The following is a 17,182-nucleotide window of genomic DNA, read 5'->3' on the forward strand; positions in this document are numbered from 1 at the left end:
GATGGATATCGCTCGCTATACCATCGCCAAACGAACAAGTGTTTGGGTGATCATTGCACTGATCTTAATTGGCGGTTACATCAGTTACTTAAAGCTAGGTCGTTTTGAAGATCCTGAATTTGTGATCCGCCAAGCCGTCATTGTTACCCCTTATTCAGGTGCAACAGCACAAGAAGTTTCCGACGAAGTAACAGATGTCATTGAAGGTGCGGTGCAATCTTTACAGGAACTAAAAGAAGTTAAGTCTGTTTCCAAACAAGGAATGTCAGAAGTTACTGTTGAGATAAAACTTGAATTTTCAAAAGATCAGGCAGCGCTTCAACAAGTTTGGGATAAGCTACGTCGTAAAGTTGTTGATGCCCAACGTCTTCTTCCTCCTGGTGCTGGCCCATCAATCGTAAACGATGACTTCTCTGATGTTTATGCCCTATTTTTCGCTGTAACGGGAGAAGGCTTTACCGATAAGCAAATACAAGACTACGTTGATTCACTGCGTCGTGAACTTGTATTGGTACCTGGGGTTGCTAAAACGGCAACGTTGGCAGAACAACAAGAAGGTATTTTTGTTGAGATCACCAGTGAGCGCTTAGCTAATTACGGTTTATCAGTTGATAACGTTTTATCAGTATTACAAAAACAAAATATTGTTAATGTTGCAGGTAGTCTGACATCTAATGGTATGCGTTTACCTGTTATTCCAACACCTAACGTTAATTCATTTGAAGATTTACGTAACCTTCAAATTGGTATTGGTGATAACCATACTGTTTTACGTTTAAAAGACATTGCCGATGTTAGCCGAGGTTATCAAGAACCCACTAGCATGCTAATGCGCTTTAATGGTGAACGGGCGATTGGCTTTGGTATTTCCAATGTCACTGGTGGTAACGTGGTTGATATGGGTGATGCGGTTAAAGCGCGTATTGCTGAACTTGAAAACCAACGTCCACTGGGTATGGATCTTCATATTATCTCAATGCAATCAGACTCTGTTCGTGATTCGGTAACGAATTTTATAGATAACTTGATTGCTGCTGTGGTGATTGTTTTCATCGTTTTACTGCTATTTATGGGTATTCGATCTGGCGTGATTATTGGCTTTGTATTGCTTTTAACAGTGGCTGGTACTCTATGCATCATGTTAATTGATGACATCGCAATGCAACGAATTTCGTTAGGTGCGCTGATCATCGCATTAGGCATGTTAGTAGATAATGCCATTGTGGTAACTGACAGTATTCTGGTACGCCTCCAAAACAATGAAGATCGTAATGTCGTTATTCCAGAGGTTGTCAATGCAACTAAATGGCCGCTTTTAGGCGGTACTGTTGTGGGTATTTGTGCTTTCAGTGCGATTGGCTTATCACCGTCAGATATGGGTGAATATGCCGGTTCGCTATTTTGGGTGATCTTATACTCAATGTTACTTAGCTGGGTCTTTGCTGTTACCGTAACACCGTTACTGTGCCATCAGTTCTTAAAAGTTAAGATCAAACAACAAGATACTAAGCCAAGTAAAATTGTAGAAAGTTACAAAGCTTTATTAACTTGGGTTTTGTCACACCGAAAAATAACTGGGGCATTGCTACTGGCAACACTGGTTGGCGCTATTTGGGGAATGAAATTTGTACCACCTGGCTTTATGCCAGAATCACAACGTGCGCAATTTGTTGTTGATGTCTACCTTCCTCAGGGAACAGACATCACCAATACAGAAAAAACGATCGCTCGGATTGAACAAGATATTACCAATAAAGAAGGTATCGGGAATATCTCAAGTTTCATTGGTGGTGGTGGCTTACGCTTTATGCTTACTTATGCACCAGAAGCACGCAATCCAAGTTATGGTCAATTACTGATTGATATTGATGATTACCGTAACATAGCTCCATTACTTGTTGAGTTACAAACTGAGCTTGATAATAAATACCCAGAAGCCTCGATCAAAGTATGGAAATTCATGCTAGGTCGTGGGGGCGGTAAAAAAATTGAAGCCGGTTTCCAAGGCCCTGACAGTAGAGTCCTACGTGATCTTGCTGAACAAGCGAAGTCAATCATGCTGTCTGATCAAAACTTGATTGCCGTTCAAGATGATTGGCGTCAACAAGTACCTGTTATTAAACCTGTTTATTCAACAGAAAAAGCGCAACGTTATGGACTAACCAATCAGGAAATTAGCCAAGCAATTGCACAAACGCTATCAGGTCGAACGGTTGGTGTATATCGTGAAGGAAATGACTTAATTCCAATTGTTGTTCGTGCGCCAGAAAGTGAACGTACTCATGAACGTGCTATTGAAAACACAGAAGTCCATAGTCGTATGGTCAATGGACCAATCTCTGTTAGCCAATTAATCGAATCTGTTAATGTCACGTGGGAAGATGCCATCTTACGTCGAATTAACCGTATACCAACCATTTTGGTTCAGGCAGATCCTGCACCAGGTGTACTGACGGCCGATGCATTTAATGAACTGCGTGGAAAAATCGAAGCTATCGAGTTACCACCAGGTTATAAATTGACATGGTACGGTGAATATAAAGCATCCAAAGACGCAAATGAAGGACTCGCGATTTCTGCACCTTATGGTTTTGCTGCGATGATTTTATCCGTGATATTTATGTTTAATGCATTAAAACAGCCATTGATTATTTGGCTAACAGCGCCATTAGCTATTATTGGCGTTACCATTGGTCTGGTTATTTTCCAAACACCTTTCGAGTTTATGGCTATTCTTGGCTTCCTTAGCTTAATTGGTATGATGGTTAAAAATGCGATTGTTCTGGTTGACCAAACAGATGTAGAAATAAAAGAAGGCAAAACACCTTATCAAGCGATTATTGACTCAGCCTTAAGTCGTGCACGCCCTGTTTTACTTGGTGCATTAACCACAATTTTAGGCGTTGCTCCTTTACTTATTGATCCTTTCTTCAAGAGTATGGCAGTAACAATCATGTTTGGTTTATTGTTTGCAACCATTTTAACTTTGGTGATTATTCCACTACTTTATGCAGTACTGTTTAAAGTGGAAATCGAATCACAATAGTAACCACATAGCCAGATATCTTATCCAAGGGACGTATTGTAATACGTCCCTTTTTCATACTTATTTTAATAAATAAACCCAACCAATTTATGATTTCATTAATATCTGTATACATAATATAAAAATTCTGTCTATGATAATAAGAATTTACTCTTAAATGACTGTGACGATAAAAATTATGACGCAATTTGTATGGCAACCAATTAGATACCCTCTACTTTTTTCTACCCTGCTAATTGGCTGTTCTTTTTTTTCTAGTAATGTTTTAGCTGAAGAAGTGGTTAATAACTCGTTAGATTACTCAAGCTCAAATAATCTATTGCTTCAGCAGTACAAAGACAATTACGTTCTACCTTTTTACTACACTCAAAAACCTAACTATCAAGAATACCAATCGATTATTCCTGAAGACGGTAAATTAAGTAAGTACAACGTTAACTTTCAGATCAGCCTAAAGTACCGTTTAGCATCTGGTGTTTTAAATAGAAACGACAAGCTCTATGTTACTTATACACAGCGTTCAAATTGGCAAGCGTACGCTTCTTCAGCCTATTTTAGGGACACTGAATATGAGCCATCTATTTTTTGGACCCTTCCTGAAAAAGCCGAAAATAATGCGTTGGGGTATGCTGGAACAACGGTTGGTCTCGTCCATGAATCTAATGGTAGAGGCGGCGAACAAGAAAGAAGCTGGAATCGTGCATTTGCTGATTTCACATTCGAACATAACAACTACACATTAAGTATCAAGCCATGGCTACGTCTCGACTTTGGTGCAAAAGATTACAATAAAGATATTACCAACTACATGGGATACGGACGCATCAGCATGAACTGGGCTGTTGATAATAATAATCTGATTTCATTAACCGTGCGTAACGCTTTAGAAAGTGGATTTTCACGTGGTTATGAGCGCATTACCTGGAGTTTTCCAATCTATAAGCGCCTACGTGGATATATGATGTTAGAAAGTGGTTACGGTATTTCGATCTCTGACTACAACCATTACGATAATGCAGGTGGTATTGGTTTTTCTTTTTAATCAGTAAAGAGGTTCTATCTGTAATCTTAAGATAGAGCCTTTTATTTACTTCAGGCATAAAATTTTCAGCAAAAAATGCTTTCATCGTGCATTCTAACTATTCACTTCTAGATTTTCGATCTAAAATCCCACTTTAGATTACCCTTCCCCCCCTTTTACGAGACACTTTGTGATGGAAAAACTATTTGAACGAATAATGTATGGGTCACGTTGGTTAATGGCACCTATCTACTTCGGTCTCAGCTTTGTGTTATTGGCACTTTCAGTGAAATTCTTTCAAGAGATATTTGATCTAATCCCAGTTATTATCACAATGAAAAGTATGGACTTAGTTCTGATTATTCTTTCACTTGTTGATATTGCTCTTGTTGGCGGACTCGTTGTTATGGTGATGTTTTCTGGCTATGAAAACTTCGTTTCACGCCTAGATCTCGATGATCATGACGACAAATTAGGCTGGTTAGGTAAACTTGATGCAAGCTCATTGAAAAACAAAGTATCAGCCTCTATTGTTGCAATATCTTCAATTCATTTATTAAAAATATTTATGAATATAGAAAATATTGATAACTCAAAATTAATATGGTACCTGCTCATTCATATTACCTTTGTATTATCTGCTTTTGCTATGGGATATCTTGATAAAATCACAAAACACTAAGTAAACAGCAACGCAAGGATGCGTTCACGCGTTATCTACAAACGATTTATTTTTCCTTTTTCTCGAATAATTAGCAATAAACATCATATTGGAACACTATATGCATTTTCTTGTTATATCCCAATAACGAGAAAGACCAATGAAATTATACTTATTGTTTTTTGTGCTTCTTTCATCACCATCAGCGTATAGTTTTAATAATCATTCCCCTATTACTACCTTCGAAGCAAAAACAGCATTAACGTTTGATTCTTCAAACTGTAATACACTCCTCCAACTATCATTTTTCCATGCTGGCTTATGTGCAAACAAAGCGTTAAACAATTTTCAGCCACTTTCGTTAAAACCAACATCATCTCACTATCAAGAAGCAAATATCGCCATAAGTTTTGATTCTGATACACGTTTGTATATCACGTCGTATAGTGAGAATGATGCTTATGGTTTCCATTTACATATTCCTTTAAATATATTTAGTCGGTAGGAATACAACGATAATTATTTCGCAATTTTGTAACGTGATTTAATATCTCATTCCCCTTATGACATCAACATACGGTATGATGCTATCAATTAAGACAATTGAGTATTCAGCATGTATCATCAAACACTTAAAAAATATTTTGGTTTTGATTCTCTTAGAACAGGTCAGGAAGAAGTCATTACTCGTGTTCTTGATGGCCATTCTGCAGCCGCTATTTTTCCTACTGGCTCGGGTAAATCTCTTTGTTACCAACTCCCAGCAATTGAATTACCGCACCTAACACTGGTGATCTCACCACTCTTAGCATTAATGAAAGATCAGTTGGATTTCCTTGCATCAAAAGGTATTCCCGCAGCATCTATCGACTCAAGCCAAACTTGGCAACAGACTCAGCAAGTTATGCAAAATATTCGCCAAGGCGAAACTAAAGTATTAATGATCTCTGTCGAACGTTTGAAAAACGAGCGTTTTAGACATTTTATCAGCCAAGTCCCTATCTCATTACTCGTTGTTGATGAAGCTCACTGTATTTCAGAATGGGGGCACAATTTCAGACCCGATTACCTGAAATTACCTTATTACCAACAGTCTTTAAATATTCCACAAGTACTACTACTAACAGCCACGGCGACGCCTGCTGTTATTAATGATATGCAAGATAAATTCAATATTGCAAAAGATGATATCGTCGTAACAGGTTTCTATCGCAAGAATCTTGATCTCTCTATTTTGGCAGCCCAAGATGATGAAAAATTGGATGTACTACAGCAACAATTGATAGCACAACCCAATACACCATCTATTGTTTACGTCACTTTGCAGCATACTGCAGAAGAGATTGCGGCAACTCTCACAAGTAATCATATTCCCGCTCAAGCTTACCATGCAGGTATGGATGCCGATCGCCGCCAGCATATACAACAACAGTTTATGGCAGGAGAAATCAATTGCATTGTTGCCACCATCGCCTTTGGCATGGGGATCGACAAATCTGATATTCGCCAAGTGATCCACTTCGATCTACCAAAATCAATTGAAAACTATAGTCAGGAAATAGGTCGTGCTGGTCGTGATGGTGAAAACTCAACCTGCACAGTCATTGCAAATAAATCAGGTCTAAATGTGCTACAAAATTTCATTTATGGAGATACGCCTGATCGCAGTTCGATAGCAACCGTATTACATGAAATCAAAGCACAATCACAACAGTGGGAAGTAATGAATAATCGGCTATCAAAAGATGCCAATATTCGATTATTGCCTTTAAAAACACTATTGGTCTATTTAGAGATTCGCCAGATCATTGAGCCTCAATATACTTATTTTGCTGATTACCGTTACAAGCTCAACATTAGCCAGCATGAAATTTTATCGCATTTTAATAATGAGCGTCGCCAGTTCGTCGAAGCAATTTTTGCTTGTTCAACAAAAGCAAAAGTATGGAATACACTAGATATGGACGCATTATGGCAAGGCTATAATGCAGATAGAAAACGTGTTGTTGCTGCGATTGACTATTTTAATGAAAAAGGTTGGATCACTTTAGAAAGCAAACAAATGACTGACGTATATGCTATCAAAAATCATCACTTTGATATCGGTGTTGAGAGTGAGGCGCTGTATCAACTGTTCCAACAAAAAGAGCATAGTGAAATAAAACGTATCAATAGTATGATTGATTTTTTTGAAAGCAAAACCTGTTTAAGTTATCAATTAGCGCGTTATTTTGCTGATCATCATGCTCCGGAACATTGTAACCATTGCTCTGTTTGTCGAGGAAAAAGTATCACATTGCCACCATTACCGACACTACCAGAAGTTTCCGATCACGTTTTAACCCAATGGTGCGATCAATTCATCAATGCATGTGATATAGCACCATCTGTTGCTGCTATTACACGATTTTTAAATGGTATGACAACACCATTGACCACCAAGATAAAAGCCAAGCAATTTGATGGTTTTGGTCAACTTGAAGCGTATCCCTTTGAGCAAACTTTTGCTCACATTACACGCTTATATGGCTAATCTATGTTAATTCTTTATCAATTTAGATATATGAAACTCACTTTTCATTATTAATGAATAGCGATCTACATCACAACGTTCTAGAATAGCCCCTTAACCGATGGGGATTAAAGTTATGACTATTGAAAAAGAAGAATACCAAGTTTGTGAAGCATGTGGTGTATCAGGTGAACTCGGTTTTATCATCAAAGAAAACGATGATACTGCAGACGTTCAAATCTTTGCTCAAGGTAAAGATGCACTAGAAGTAGAATTAGCAAACTACCTTGCACTAGCAAAAGAAGTGAATGCTAACTACAAAGTTGAAACAACCCCAGTAGATGAAAATAGCACTGAATTAACAGCGCGTATTCAATTCGAATGCAGTGCTGAGAAGCTAATTTTCGAACTTCGTAGCCGCTCTCTAGCTAAGTAATTATTGTTCTTTAGCTTAAGCCAGCAATGATTATCAATATAGATAATCATTGCTGGCTTTCTTTTATTTTACTGGTACTAAGTTTTTCCACATTAAGCGACCGTTTAATTCCACTTCATTTTCAACAGCACACTGAAGTTTATAACCATCGATATCAATAATCGCGCCCAATGAATAAGCTTTATCCTCATAGAAGCATAAACGCTGATTGGTTACTTGCCCATCAAGATTAAACTCAATACTTGGCTCTATTTTTGACGTATCTGCAACACTGTAGTTTTTCGCCTGTGTCGGTAGGCTTAAGAGCATCATTACTAAGCAACTTATTACGAAACAATTAATAGAACGCCCGTTCATCATCCCAAACTCCATTCAAATCCTTTATTTCTATAGGCGACTATATATTTCAAATAATAAAAAAGCAGCCAAAATGGCTGCTTTCTGATTAGATAAAATATTAATATTCAATTGCTCGAGGCAATTCCTTCGCTTGTGCAATCCAATCTTGAACACTTTTCAATGCCGGTAATTGACGAACTAGTGCCTTTTCTTCATTCACTTCTAGCATTTTTGCATGTAAATTTTCTGCATTACGCTGCGCAAGTTCTGGAACCGTATCAACACCAGAAAACTCTAATAAATCAGCGTATTGAGTGCTAATACCTTTAACACGAGATAAATCAGCTCGGTTAATCCACTTTAATACTAATTTACTACTAATGCCCGTTGCTTCAGCAATAGCTTTTCGGCCTGCAGGTTTCTGACCTTTATCTAATAATTGCTCCATCGTATGGACATCTGCCGCTTCTAATTTAGCCGCATATACTTCACCGATACCTTCAATAGTTGCTAGTTTAGTCATTACCCGCTCCAAATATTAAATAAAGCCCGTCGTTACAACATAATAGACAACAGAAAATTAAAAAACTCAAAAAAATGCAAAAAATAATTTCAATCCAGTAATGGAGGTAAATTAATATGCCGTTTCGCTGACAAAGCCTTTAAAAATGGTTAAGAAAATAATCTTTAAATCTAAGACTAAGCTCCAATTCTGCATATAACGAATATCATATTGAATTCGTTTTTCCATCTTATCAAGCGTGTCCGTTTCACCACGATAACCACTTATTTGTGCAAGCCCCGTGATGCCAGGTTTGATTTTATGACGAATCATATAGTTATCGACAAGAATTCGATATTCTTCATTGTGTGCGACAGCGTGAGGACGCGGACCTACAATCGACATGGTGCCTTGCAATACATTAATAAACTGTGGCAATTCATCTAGTGATGTTCGACGAATAAACGCACCGAATTTAGTCACTCGTGGATCGTTTTTAGTTGCTTGTTTCACCACATGGTTATTTTCCATTACTTTCATGGAACGGAATTTCCACACTTTAATTTTGTTACCACGAAGACCATAACGATCTTGCTTAAATAAAATAGGACCAGGCGAACTCAATTTAACACCGATAGCAACAGCGATAAGTACAGGTGAGATAAGAAGCGTAATCACACTACCAATAATCAAATCTTCCAGACGCTTAATGTAATCACCAATACCTTCAAAAGGACTCGCAAAAACACTCAATGTCTCCACATTACCCACACGACAAATTTGAGAAGCATTCAAATTATAAGTAAAGAGATCAGGTACCACAAAAGTATCAACCGTTGTATCTGATAACTGATGTAAGAAGAAATGTATACGTTCTTTGGCAACCATCGGCAAAGCGACATACACATCATCAATTTCGCCTTTTTTTGCAAAGGAAATAAGCTTGTTAACTTTCCCTTTACACTGAGATTTCGTTAAATAACTAAAGCGTTCTTCACCACGATCATCATAATAACTAATTTCAAAATTCGTATTTTTGTATTTCTCTAATAATGCTTTCTCTATTGCTAAACCCGCTGTTGTCATTCCTAGAATAGCAATACGATGTGTTTTTTTATGGCGACCAATGTATTTAGTTACATAATAAACAGCAACACGCGAACTCCAAATAATCAGAAACGATAATAAAAACCACGAAAGTCCTATATTTCCAATAAAGCCCCGTACATTGACATGATCAATGAAAGCGAAGAAAAACGTTATCGATAAAACACAGAGCTCAACAAGTAAAAAGTTACCTAATAAGCGCAAAGTCATTCGTCGATAGTTAGCACGATTTTCTTTGTCATAAAAACCAACGTAGTGGCCACAACCGACGAAAGTAACGCTGATAAAAATACCGTATAATAAATCAAACGGTGATGGTTCTTGGGCAAAAAATGCATAGACAAGAGTAAGAGAGAAATTTATAACTAAAAAATCAAAAAAATTAATTATAAATGAATAACCATCATCGGCTACTTCAAGAGTTTTTCTATTCATTAACACGCCCGTTTTATTTCCAATAGGAAAATTCTACATTCTGACAATTATTTTTATTTTTGTTCAGATATCAACATCGTAAATCGTTAAATAATACATGAATCACAACTAGTATATACATTTTATCTAAAATGGCTGATTTAAAATATCATATTTATGTCAAAAAAAAAGCTCAGCATTTATAATGCTGAGCCTTATTCATTCAGAGGAGTTATTTAAGTGGAAGTGTTTCTTTCACATAATCTCCAGGCGCTGTATAAAGTGCTTTATAATTATCACTTCCAATTTCGCGTGCCGGCACTTTTTCTTTCTTATTAAAATCCCCTAACCAAGTATCCCAATGCGTCCACCAAGAGCCATCTTGACGTTTAGCATTATCTAACCAAGATTCTGGGTTTTCTTCTTGCTTATCACTTAGCCAAAAACCATATTTATTCTTTTTAGGATGATTTACAATCCCAGCAATATGACCAGACTCTCCTAGTACAAATGTCGACTTCCCACTTAATTTCTGAGCGCCTCTGTATGTACCTTGCCATAAAGCGATATGATCTTCTTGAGTAGAAATAAAGTATGTTGGTACTTTGATTTTAGATAAATCAATAAAAACACCACCAATTTTTATTCCTTTATTATCGACTAACTTATTATTTAAATAAAACTCGCGTAAAATAGTACTATGACATGCAGCTGTAACATTCGTACTATCACCGTTCCAATAAAGTAAATCGAAGTCTATTGGGCTATTACCTTTTAAGTAATTATTGACATAATAATTCCAATAAAGGCTATTTTCACGCAATAAACTAAACGTCACACTCAAAGAGCGGCCGTCCATATAACCATTAACATCGTTCTGTGCTTCAATTGCTGATACTAATGGATCATTAACATAAGCACCAATTTCACCCGGTTGTGAAAAATCGAGTAATGTTGTGAAGAATGTTGCTGATTTAATACGATTACGCATGCGTTTTGCTGCGTAATACGCCAGAGTAGTAGCTAATAATGTACCACCAATACAGTAACCCGCTGCATTGATTTGTTTTTCGCCAGTGATATCTTCAATAGCGTCAACGGCAGGGATAACACCATCTAGTACATAGTTTTCAAAATCCACCTCCCTTTGTGGTGTACCTGGATTTCTCCAAGACATCATAAAGACAGTATGACCTTGCTCTACAAGCCAACGAACCATTGAGTTATTTTCACGTAAATCAAGGATATAATATTTATTGATAAACGGAGGAACAATTAACAATGGTGTACTATTAACATTTTCAGTTAATGGCTTATATTGAATAAGTTCAAATAACTCATTCTTAAATACGACGTCACCATCAGTATTTGCAATATTGACACCCAGTTGGAATGCGTCGCGATTAGTCATGCGAATTTTCAAGACATCCGCACTGCTCTGCATGTCTTCTTGCAGTAACTCCATCCCTTTAATTAAGTTTTCACCATTAGTTTCAACGGTCAACTTAGCCAGTTCTGGGTTTGTAGTAACAAAGTTTGTTGGCGACATCGCATTGATTGCTTGGCGTGAAAAAAAGCCTAAACGCTCTTTTGCCTTCTCATCAACACCTTCAATAGAATCAATCGCTTCACGCATTGAGTCGCTAAAAAGCAAATAAGATTGCTTAATATAATTGTAAAACGCTTCATTTTCCCACGCAGGATCGCTAAAACGTTTATCATCTTTTGCTGGCTTAATTAGAGATTGTCCACCATCAGTTGATGGCATCGCGATGTTCTGCCAGATTTTTACTTGTTTTTCCCACCAATCCATTTGGACTTGAGCAAGTGCTGCTGGCTGTGATGCTGCTTTTTCAAAAAACTCTGCAGTATCTTCCAAATTAATATCATTCAGCGCTTTATTTAATGGGGTGTTCATGGCTGCCTTGCCGGAGTCTAACTCCTTCCACCATAGCTGGTTCATATCTTGGAGCTTGGCAAAGTAGTCCGAAAAGAAGTGATTGTTCATAACAAAAACCCTGTACTTGGACTAATTCAATTACACTAAGGAACAGTTGACTCAGCATAATTGAGATAAGCTGTAACAAAAAAGTCGCCCTCATATAAATGAGAGCGACTAGAAATAAACCTTAAGCTACTGGCGTTGCTTTTTTAACATTGTCAGCAACAAGCTCTTCTACTTCTGTTTTGAATGATTGAGCAACAGCGTTGAACTTGTTGCTATCATCAATAAGCTGCTTAGAAAGCTTAGTCAACGTTTCAAGTTGTTGGCTATTGAACGCAGTTAGAGATTGGATATCTTTTACTTCGCTAACAGCTTTAAGCTGAGACAGACCTAAATCACTGTATGCGCGAACAGCAGCAAGTTGAAGTTCAGTTAGTTCTTCAACATTCTTAGTGAATAGTTTGTTGAACTTAACGTATGGTGCTAGAGATTTCTCAGTTTGTTCAGAGAACGACTTAAACATTTCCGTATACATAGATCTTTCCTCATTGATAGTAATAAAGCACTGCATGTATCCTCATACAGCGCCGATATTTAGATAAAAATTAAACGCGTTTTAGAATGACCGCTGTACCCATACCACCACCTACACATAAGGTCGCAATACCGTACTTATCTTCGCGGCGGCGCATTTCATGTAATAAGCTCACTAAAATACGATTACCTGATGCACCTAATGGGTGACCTAGAGCGATGGCTCCGCCATTGACGTTTGCACGTTCAACGAGATCTTCAACTTTTGAATTCGTTTCTTTTGCTACTTCATAAAGCACACCCAGCGCTTGGCCAGCAAAAGCCTCGTTAAACTCTAAACGCTCAATTTTATCAATTGATAGTTGTGCTTTATCTAATGCTTTAAGTACTGCTGGCACAGGCCCTAAGCCCATGATTTCAGGAGCAATACCTGCTTGCGCATAACTTTCAATTTCAGCAAGTGGCGTCAGGTTATATTTATTTACTGCCGCTTCTGAAACAACAATAATTGCACTACCGCCATCATTAATACCTGATGCGTTACCTGCAGTAACAGAACCATCACGTTTAAATGCAGGACGTAGTTTTGCCAGACCTTCGATTGAAGCATCTTGTTTCGGGTACTCATCGGTATCAACAATAACCGTTGCACGACGACCTACTACTTCTACAGGTGTAATTTCATCAACAAACTTGCCTTGCTCAATAGCAGCAACGGCTTTTTGTTGGCTCGCTAGTGCGAAATTATCTTGCTGTTCACGTGTTAAGCCTACTTTCTCAACAACATTCTCAGCGGTTACACCCATGTGGTAATTATTAAAGGCATCCGTTAAACCGTCAGCAATTAATAAATCGCTAAGTTCCAGATTACCCATTTTTTGCCCATCACGAATTTTCGATGATGCACAAAATGGAATTTGAGACATGTTTTCTGCGCCTGCAGCAACCACGATATCAGCATCACCTGCTTTGATGTGGGCGGCAGCATCCATTACCGCTTTCATACCACTACCACACACCATGTTTAATGTGTATGCAGGTACTTCATTAGGAATGCCCGCTTTTAAAGCTGCTTGTCGACCCGGTCCCATACCTTGACCAGCACCAACGACATTTCCGAAAATCACTTCATCAATCGCTTCTACTGGTACTGATGTTTCTGCTAACGCGCCTTTGATTGCGGCTGCGCCAAGTTCTGCTGCTGTTACTGATTTTAGTGCACCGCTAAAACTACCGATTGGTGTACGTTTTGCAGCAACAATAAATACCCTAGCCATATTAATTCGCGTCCTTACTTAAAAATTCAATAATCAGTCAATCTTGATCAGTTCATGTATAAGCCGCCATTTACTGATAATGTTTCACCAGTAATATAGGCTGCTGCATCACTTGCTAAAAATGTCACTGTTGCCGCTACTTCTTGTGGTAGCGCTAAACGGCGCATCGGAATTTCAGCTTTAATTGAATCAAGTATTTCAGGTTTAATCGCTTCAACCATTGGCGTGCCGGTATAACCAGGAGCGACCGCATTTACCGTTACGCCAGCACGTGCGCCTTCTGCTGCTAGTGCTTTTGTAAAGCCAATCATGCCAGCTTTAGCTGCTGAATAGTTTGCTTGACCAAACTGACCTTTAAGTCCATTTACTGATGTAATATTAATAATGCGAGCATTACCTTTATTACACATTGAGTCGAATAAAGGCTGAGTAACATTGAACAGACTATTTAAATTTGTGTTGATTACTGCATTCCATTGATCAGCAGTCATACGCTTGAATGTCGTATCTTTAGTGATACCTGCGTTGTTAACTAGCACATCGATTTGACCTTCTTCCTGAAGCAATGTTGCTAACGCTTCTTGACAGTAATTCGTATCAGTTACGTCGAGTGGAAATAGTCGAACAGACTCAGATGAATAATTATTATCCGCGAACCACTCTTGAGCCGCTTTTTCACCTGTTGGATAATATGTTGCAACTACTCGAAAACCTGCATCGACTAATGCTTGAGTGATCGATGAACCAATACCACCTTTAGCACCTGTAACTAATGCTACCTTACTCATTTAAGGCTCCTTCCTTTCTATCAAATTATTAATACACTTAATAAGCTCAAGGTTTGTTCCATAAATTTAAACAATTCAACCTATGAGCTCTATCTAATCATTAATACAACATAGCTCACATATTAAGCCGCATATAATACAGATATATTACAAACACGTTGCATATTTAATATAACAACACAGATGCATATTGATGGCAAGAAAGGAATTAACAATTTCAACGCTATTTGTCACTGGTATTAACAAAAGTGTCAATATAACTAAAGTGACAAATTTGAATTTAACAATATATTTATGGATTAATATCAGAGCATTCTTGGATAAATTTATTATTCCAATAAAAAAAATACTGTTAGAAATCTTGTTAACCGTGCAATAAAACACGTTATATATTTGTTAATAATGCATTTCTTATTAAGACGTTGTGAGAAAAGTTATGCGCCATCTTTGAAATACTACTTAGCGTTTACTTTTTGAGCAGCTCTATCTCAACCTTTGTTTGCAGTAATTCAAAACATAAGACGACATAAGTGACTTGATAACTTTCTTGCTGCCCTGATATATATAAAACGCCATGAAACGTATCGAATGAATGGTTAACAGCTATTCTGGTAATCTAAAAAACGTGAACTAAAGCCATATTAGATAGTCTCAGGTTTTTTACTTAATGTATTAAGTAAGCTCTATAGGAAAATGAATTTATGTTAGCGAGTACTTTTCAACGATTAAATCACTACTTACAAAGCCAAGTCATTGGTCAACCCGATTTAGTGAAACAGTTATTAATTGCTTTACTGGCTGATGGACACATCCTTGTAGAGGGTCCTCCAGGACTGGCAAAAACACGCGCTGTTAAAGTGCTTTCTGATTGTATTGAAGGTGATTTTCACCGTATTCAGTTTACGCCCGATCTATTACCTTCTGATTTAACAGGTACTGATATTTTTCGTCCTGAAACTGCCGAGTTTATTTTTCAACCCGGTCCTATTTTCAACTCATTAATTCTTGCAGATGAAATCAACCGAGCACCAGCAAAAGTACAGGCTGCAATGCTTGAAGCGATGGCTGAAAAGCAGATCACTGCTGGTCGAAAAACATACCCATTACCTGAGTTATTCCTCGTAATGGCAACGCAAAACCCCATTGAGCAAGAAGGTACTTACCCACTGCCTGAAGCACAATTAGACCGTTTCTTATTGCAACTTAATGTCGATTATCCTAGTGCTGAAAGTGAATTAGAGATATTACGTCTAAATCGTGGTGAAGCTTTAGGTATTGAAAAAGCAGAGCCTGTTCATATTAGCCAACATGACATTTTTGCTGCGCGAAAAGAAGTGCTTAACATTCATATGGCAGAAGATGTAGAGCATTACATTATTCGTCTCGTCATGGCGACACGTCAATCTGACAAGTTCAGCTCTCAGCTTAAAGATTGGCTTCAAATGGGTGTTAGCCCACGTGCAACACTAGCTCTTGATCGTTGTGCTCGAGCTCACGCTTGGCTAAGTGGTCGTGATTTTGTTACACCAGAAGATATCCAAATAATGGCATATCCTGTTTTACGTCATCGCTTATTACTTAGCTATGAAGCACAAGCAGAAGGTATTGCCGCAGATCGCGTAGTTGAAGAATTGATTTCACAGGTCGCTAGTATATGAGCAAATCACACTTAACCGTAGCGCTGCCACCCCATAGCGATGGGGTTAATGTGTGTTTGGCTGAGCTACTGCAATATAAGAATCAGGCCGTGCGTTGGTTGCCACCAGCGCACAGTATCTGGTCACAGTTAAATGGCCTACATCAAAGTCGCCACAAAGGACGTGGGATGAACTTCTCAGAAGTACGTCCCTACCAAGCTGGTGATGATATTAGAGCTATTGATTGGCGTGTAACCGCACGAACTGGCAAAACACATACCAAACTCTTTACCGAAGAGCGCGAGCAACCCGTTATGTTGCTTATTGATTTAAGCCGAAGCATGCAATTCGGCTCACAATTAATGCTGAAATCTGTTCAAGCGGCTCACTTTGCTAGCTTATTAAGCTGGCTTGCTATAAGTGAACAAGATCGTATAGGGGCAGTAATTTATAACGGTTTGAATGTTAATGAATGTAAGCCAACGGCACGCCAGCAAGGTCCACTTCATATCATCAATAAGCTAATTGAATCACAGCAGTTAGCATTAAATGCATTAGAACAGCCTCAACAATTTAACTTTTCTGATGCATTAAAACGGTTACACCACCTTTGTTCTAAAGGCAGTGAAATTATTATTATCAGCGATTTTAACCAATTATCGCTTAATGATAAGCGACGTTTAACACAATTACGTCAACATAATCGAATTCAGTTTGTCCAAATCCATGACCCACTAGAACAAGGACAAACACAATTTAGAGGCTATGAACATGTTGCTGATAAAGAGCAATCTGCATGGCTTAATTTTTCATCAAAGAAAACACGTGATTCATTAAGTCAGCAGTATCTAACGCATCAAAACTTTGTGGCTGATATTGCGAAATCACTTGCGATCCCTCTACATTATTTATCTGCAGCGGAACCTTTGTTGCAGCAATTAACAACGCGTCAAAGGAGTTAAG

General features: G+C 38.0%; 15 protein-coding genes. 8 read left to right on the forward strand and 7 right to left on the reverse strand.

What is annotated here, in order from left to right; translation table 11 throughout:
• Position 1: 1 nt before the first annotated feature.
• The 6 genes from C9J38_RS10180 to C9J38_RS10205 all read left to right on the forward strand — a co-directional run bounded on the left by C9J38_RS10180 (position 2) and on the right by C9J38_RS10205 (position 7,676).
• Positions 2–3,046 carry an efflux RND transporter permease subunit gene (locus C9J38_RS10180; RefSeq protein ID WP_107206990.1) on the forward strand — a complete coding sequence of 1,015 codons (3,045 nt, stop codon included), beginning with the start codon at positions 2–4 and terminating at the stop codon, positions 3,044–3,046.
• A gap of 178 nt (positions 3,047–3,224) precedes the next feature.
• Positions 3,225–4,088 carry a phospholipase A gene (locus tag C9J38_RS10185; protein ID WP_107207115.1) on the forward strand — a complete coding sequence of 288 codons (864 nt, stop codon included), beginning with the start codon at positions 3,225–3,227 and terminating at the stop codon, positions 4,086–4,088.
• Positions 4,089–4,260: 172 nt separating this feature from the next.
• On the forward strand, positions 4,261–4,749 hold the full coding sequence (locus C9J38_RS10190; RefSeq protein ID WP_107206991.1) for a TIGR00645 family protein: 489 nt from the start codon (positions 4,261–4,263) through the stop codon (positions 4,747–4,749).
• Positions 4,750–4,888: 139 nt separating this feature from the next.
• On the forward strand, positions 4,889–5,233 hold the full coding sequence (locus C9J38_RS10195; protein WP_107206992.1) for a hypothetical protein: 345 nt from the start codon (positions 4,889–4,891) through the stop codon (positions 5,231–5,233).
• A gap of 111 nt (positions 5,234–5,344) precedes the next feature.
• Positions 5,345–7,261: an ATP-dependent DNA helicase RecQ gene (locus C9J38_RS10200; protein WP_107206993.1), complete on the forward strand. Its 1,917-nt coding sequence runs from the start codon at positions 5,345–5,347 to the stop codon at positions 7,259–7,261.
• Between the two features lie 115 nt (positions 7,262–7,376).
• Positions 7,377–7,676, forward strand: coding sequence for a DUF406 family protein (locus tag C9J38_RS10205; protein WP_005364200.1), 300 nt, complete (start codon positions 7,377–7,379; stop codon positions 7,674–7,676).
• Positions 7,677–7,739: 63 nt separating this feature from the next.
• On the opposite strand, the gene C9J38_RS10210 is transcribed toward C9J38_RS10205, so the two are convergent.
• The 7 genes from C9J38_RS10210 to C9J38_RS10240 all read right to left on the reverse strand — a co-directional run bounded on the left by C9J38_RS10210 (position 7,740) and on the right by C9J38_RS10240 (position 14,582).
• Positions 7,740–8,036, reverse strand: coding sequence for a DUF1496 domain-containing protein (locus C9J38_RS10210; protein WP_233217733.1), 297 nt, complete (start codon positions 8,034–8,036; stop codon positions 7,740–7,742).
• Positions 8,037–8,133: 97 nt separating this feature from the next.
• A complete protein-coding gene (locus tag C9J38_RS10215; protein WP_107206995.1) occupies positions 8,134–8,538 on the reverse strand; it encodes a DUF4332 domain-containing protein in 405 nt (134 codons plus the stop codon).
• Between the two features lie 111 nt (positions 8,539–8,649).
• Positions 8,650–10,059, reverse strand: a complete 1,410-nt coding sequence (locus C9J38_RS10220; RefSeq protein WP_107206996.1) for an undecaprenyl-phosphate glucose phosphotransferase — start codon at positions 10,057–10,059, stop codon at positions 8,650–8,652.
• A gap of 211 nt (positions 10,060–10,270) precedes the next feature.
• Positions 10,271–12,046: a class I poly(R)-hydroxyalkanoic acid synthase gene (gene phaC, locus C9J38_RS10225; RefSeq protein ID WP_107206997.1), complete on the reverse strand. Its 1,776-nt coding sequence runs from the start codon at positions 12,044–12,046 to the stop codon at positions 10,271–10,273.
• A gap of 121 nt (positions 12,047–12,167) precedes the next feature.
• On the reverse strand, positions 12,168–12,518 hold the full coding sequence (locus C9J38_RS10230; RefSeq protein WP_005364186.1) for a phasin family protein: 351 nt from the start codon (positions 12,516–12,518) through the stop codon (positions 12,168–12,170).
• A 70-nt stretch (positions 12,519–12,588) separates the two neighbouring features.
• On the reverse strand, positions 12,589–13,794 hold the full coding sequence (locus C9J38_RS10235) for an acetyl-CoA C-acetyltransferase (RefSeq protein ID WP_107206998.1): 1,206 nt from the start codon (positions 13,792–13,794) through the stop codon (positions 12,589–12,591).
• 47 nt (positions 13,795–13,841) lie between these two features.
• Positions 13,842–14,582: an SDR family oxidoreductase gene (locus C9J38_RS10240; protein ID WP_107206999.1), complete on the reverse strand. Its 741-nt coding sequence runs from the start codon at positions 14,580–14,582 to the stop codon at positions 13,842–13,844.
• 701 nt (positions 14,583–15,283) lie between these two features.
• Between C9J38_RS10240 and C9J38_RS10245 the strand changes: the two genes are divergently transcribed.
• Together C9J38_RS10245 and C9J38_RS10250 are read left to right on the forward strand one after the other, a co-directional pair.
• Positions 15,284–16,240 carry a MoxR family ATPase gene (locus C9J38_RS10245; protein ID WP_107207000.1) on the forward strand — a complete coding sequence of 319 codons (957 nt, stop codon included), beginning with the start codon at positions 15,284–15,286 and terminating at the stop codon, positions 16,238–16,240.
• Positions 16,237–17,181 (forward strand): DUF58 domain-containing protein, encoded by a 945-nt coding sequence (locus C9J38_RS10250; RefSeq protein ID WP_045130227.1) that lies wholly within the window; start codon positions 16,237–16,239, stop codon positions 17,179–17,181. The genes C9J38_RS10245 and C9J38_RS10250 overlap by 4 nt, the downstream gene beginning before the upstream one ends.
• The last annotated feature ends 1 nt before the right edge of the window (position 17,182 follow it).

Origin of the sequence: Photobacterium sp. GB-210 (genome assembly GCF_003026075.1) — a bacterium.
Lineage (GTDB): Bacteria > Pseudomonadota > Gammaproteobacteria > Enterobacterales > Vibrionaceae > Photobacterium.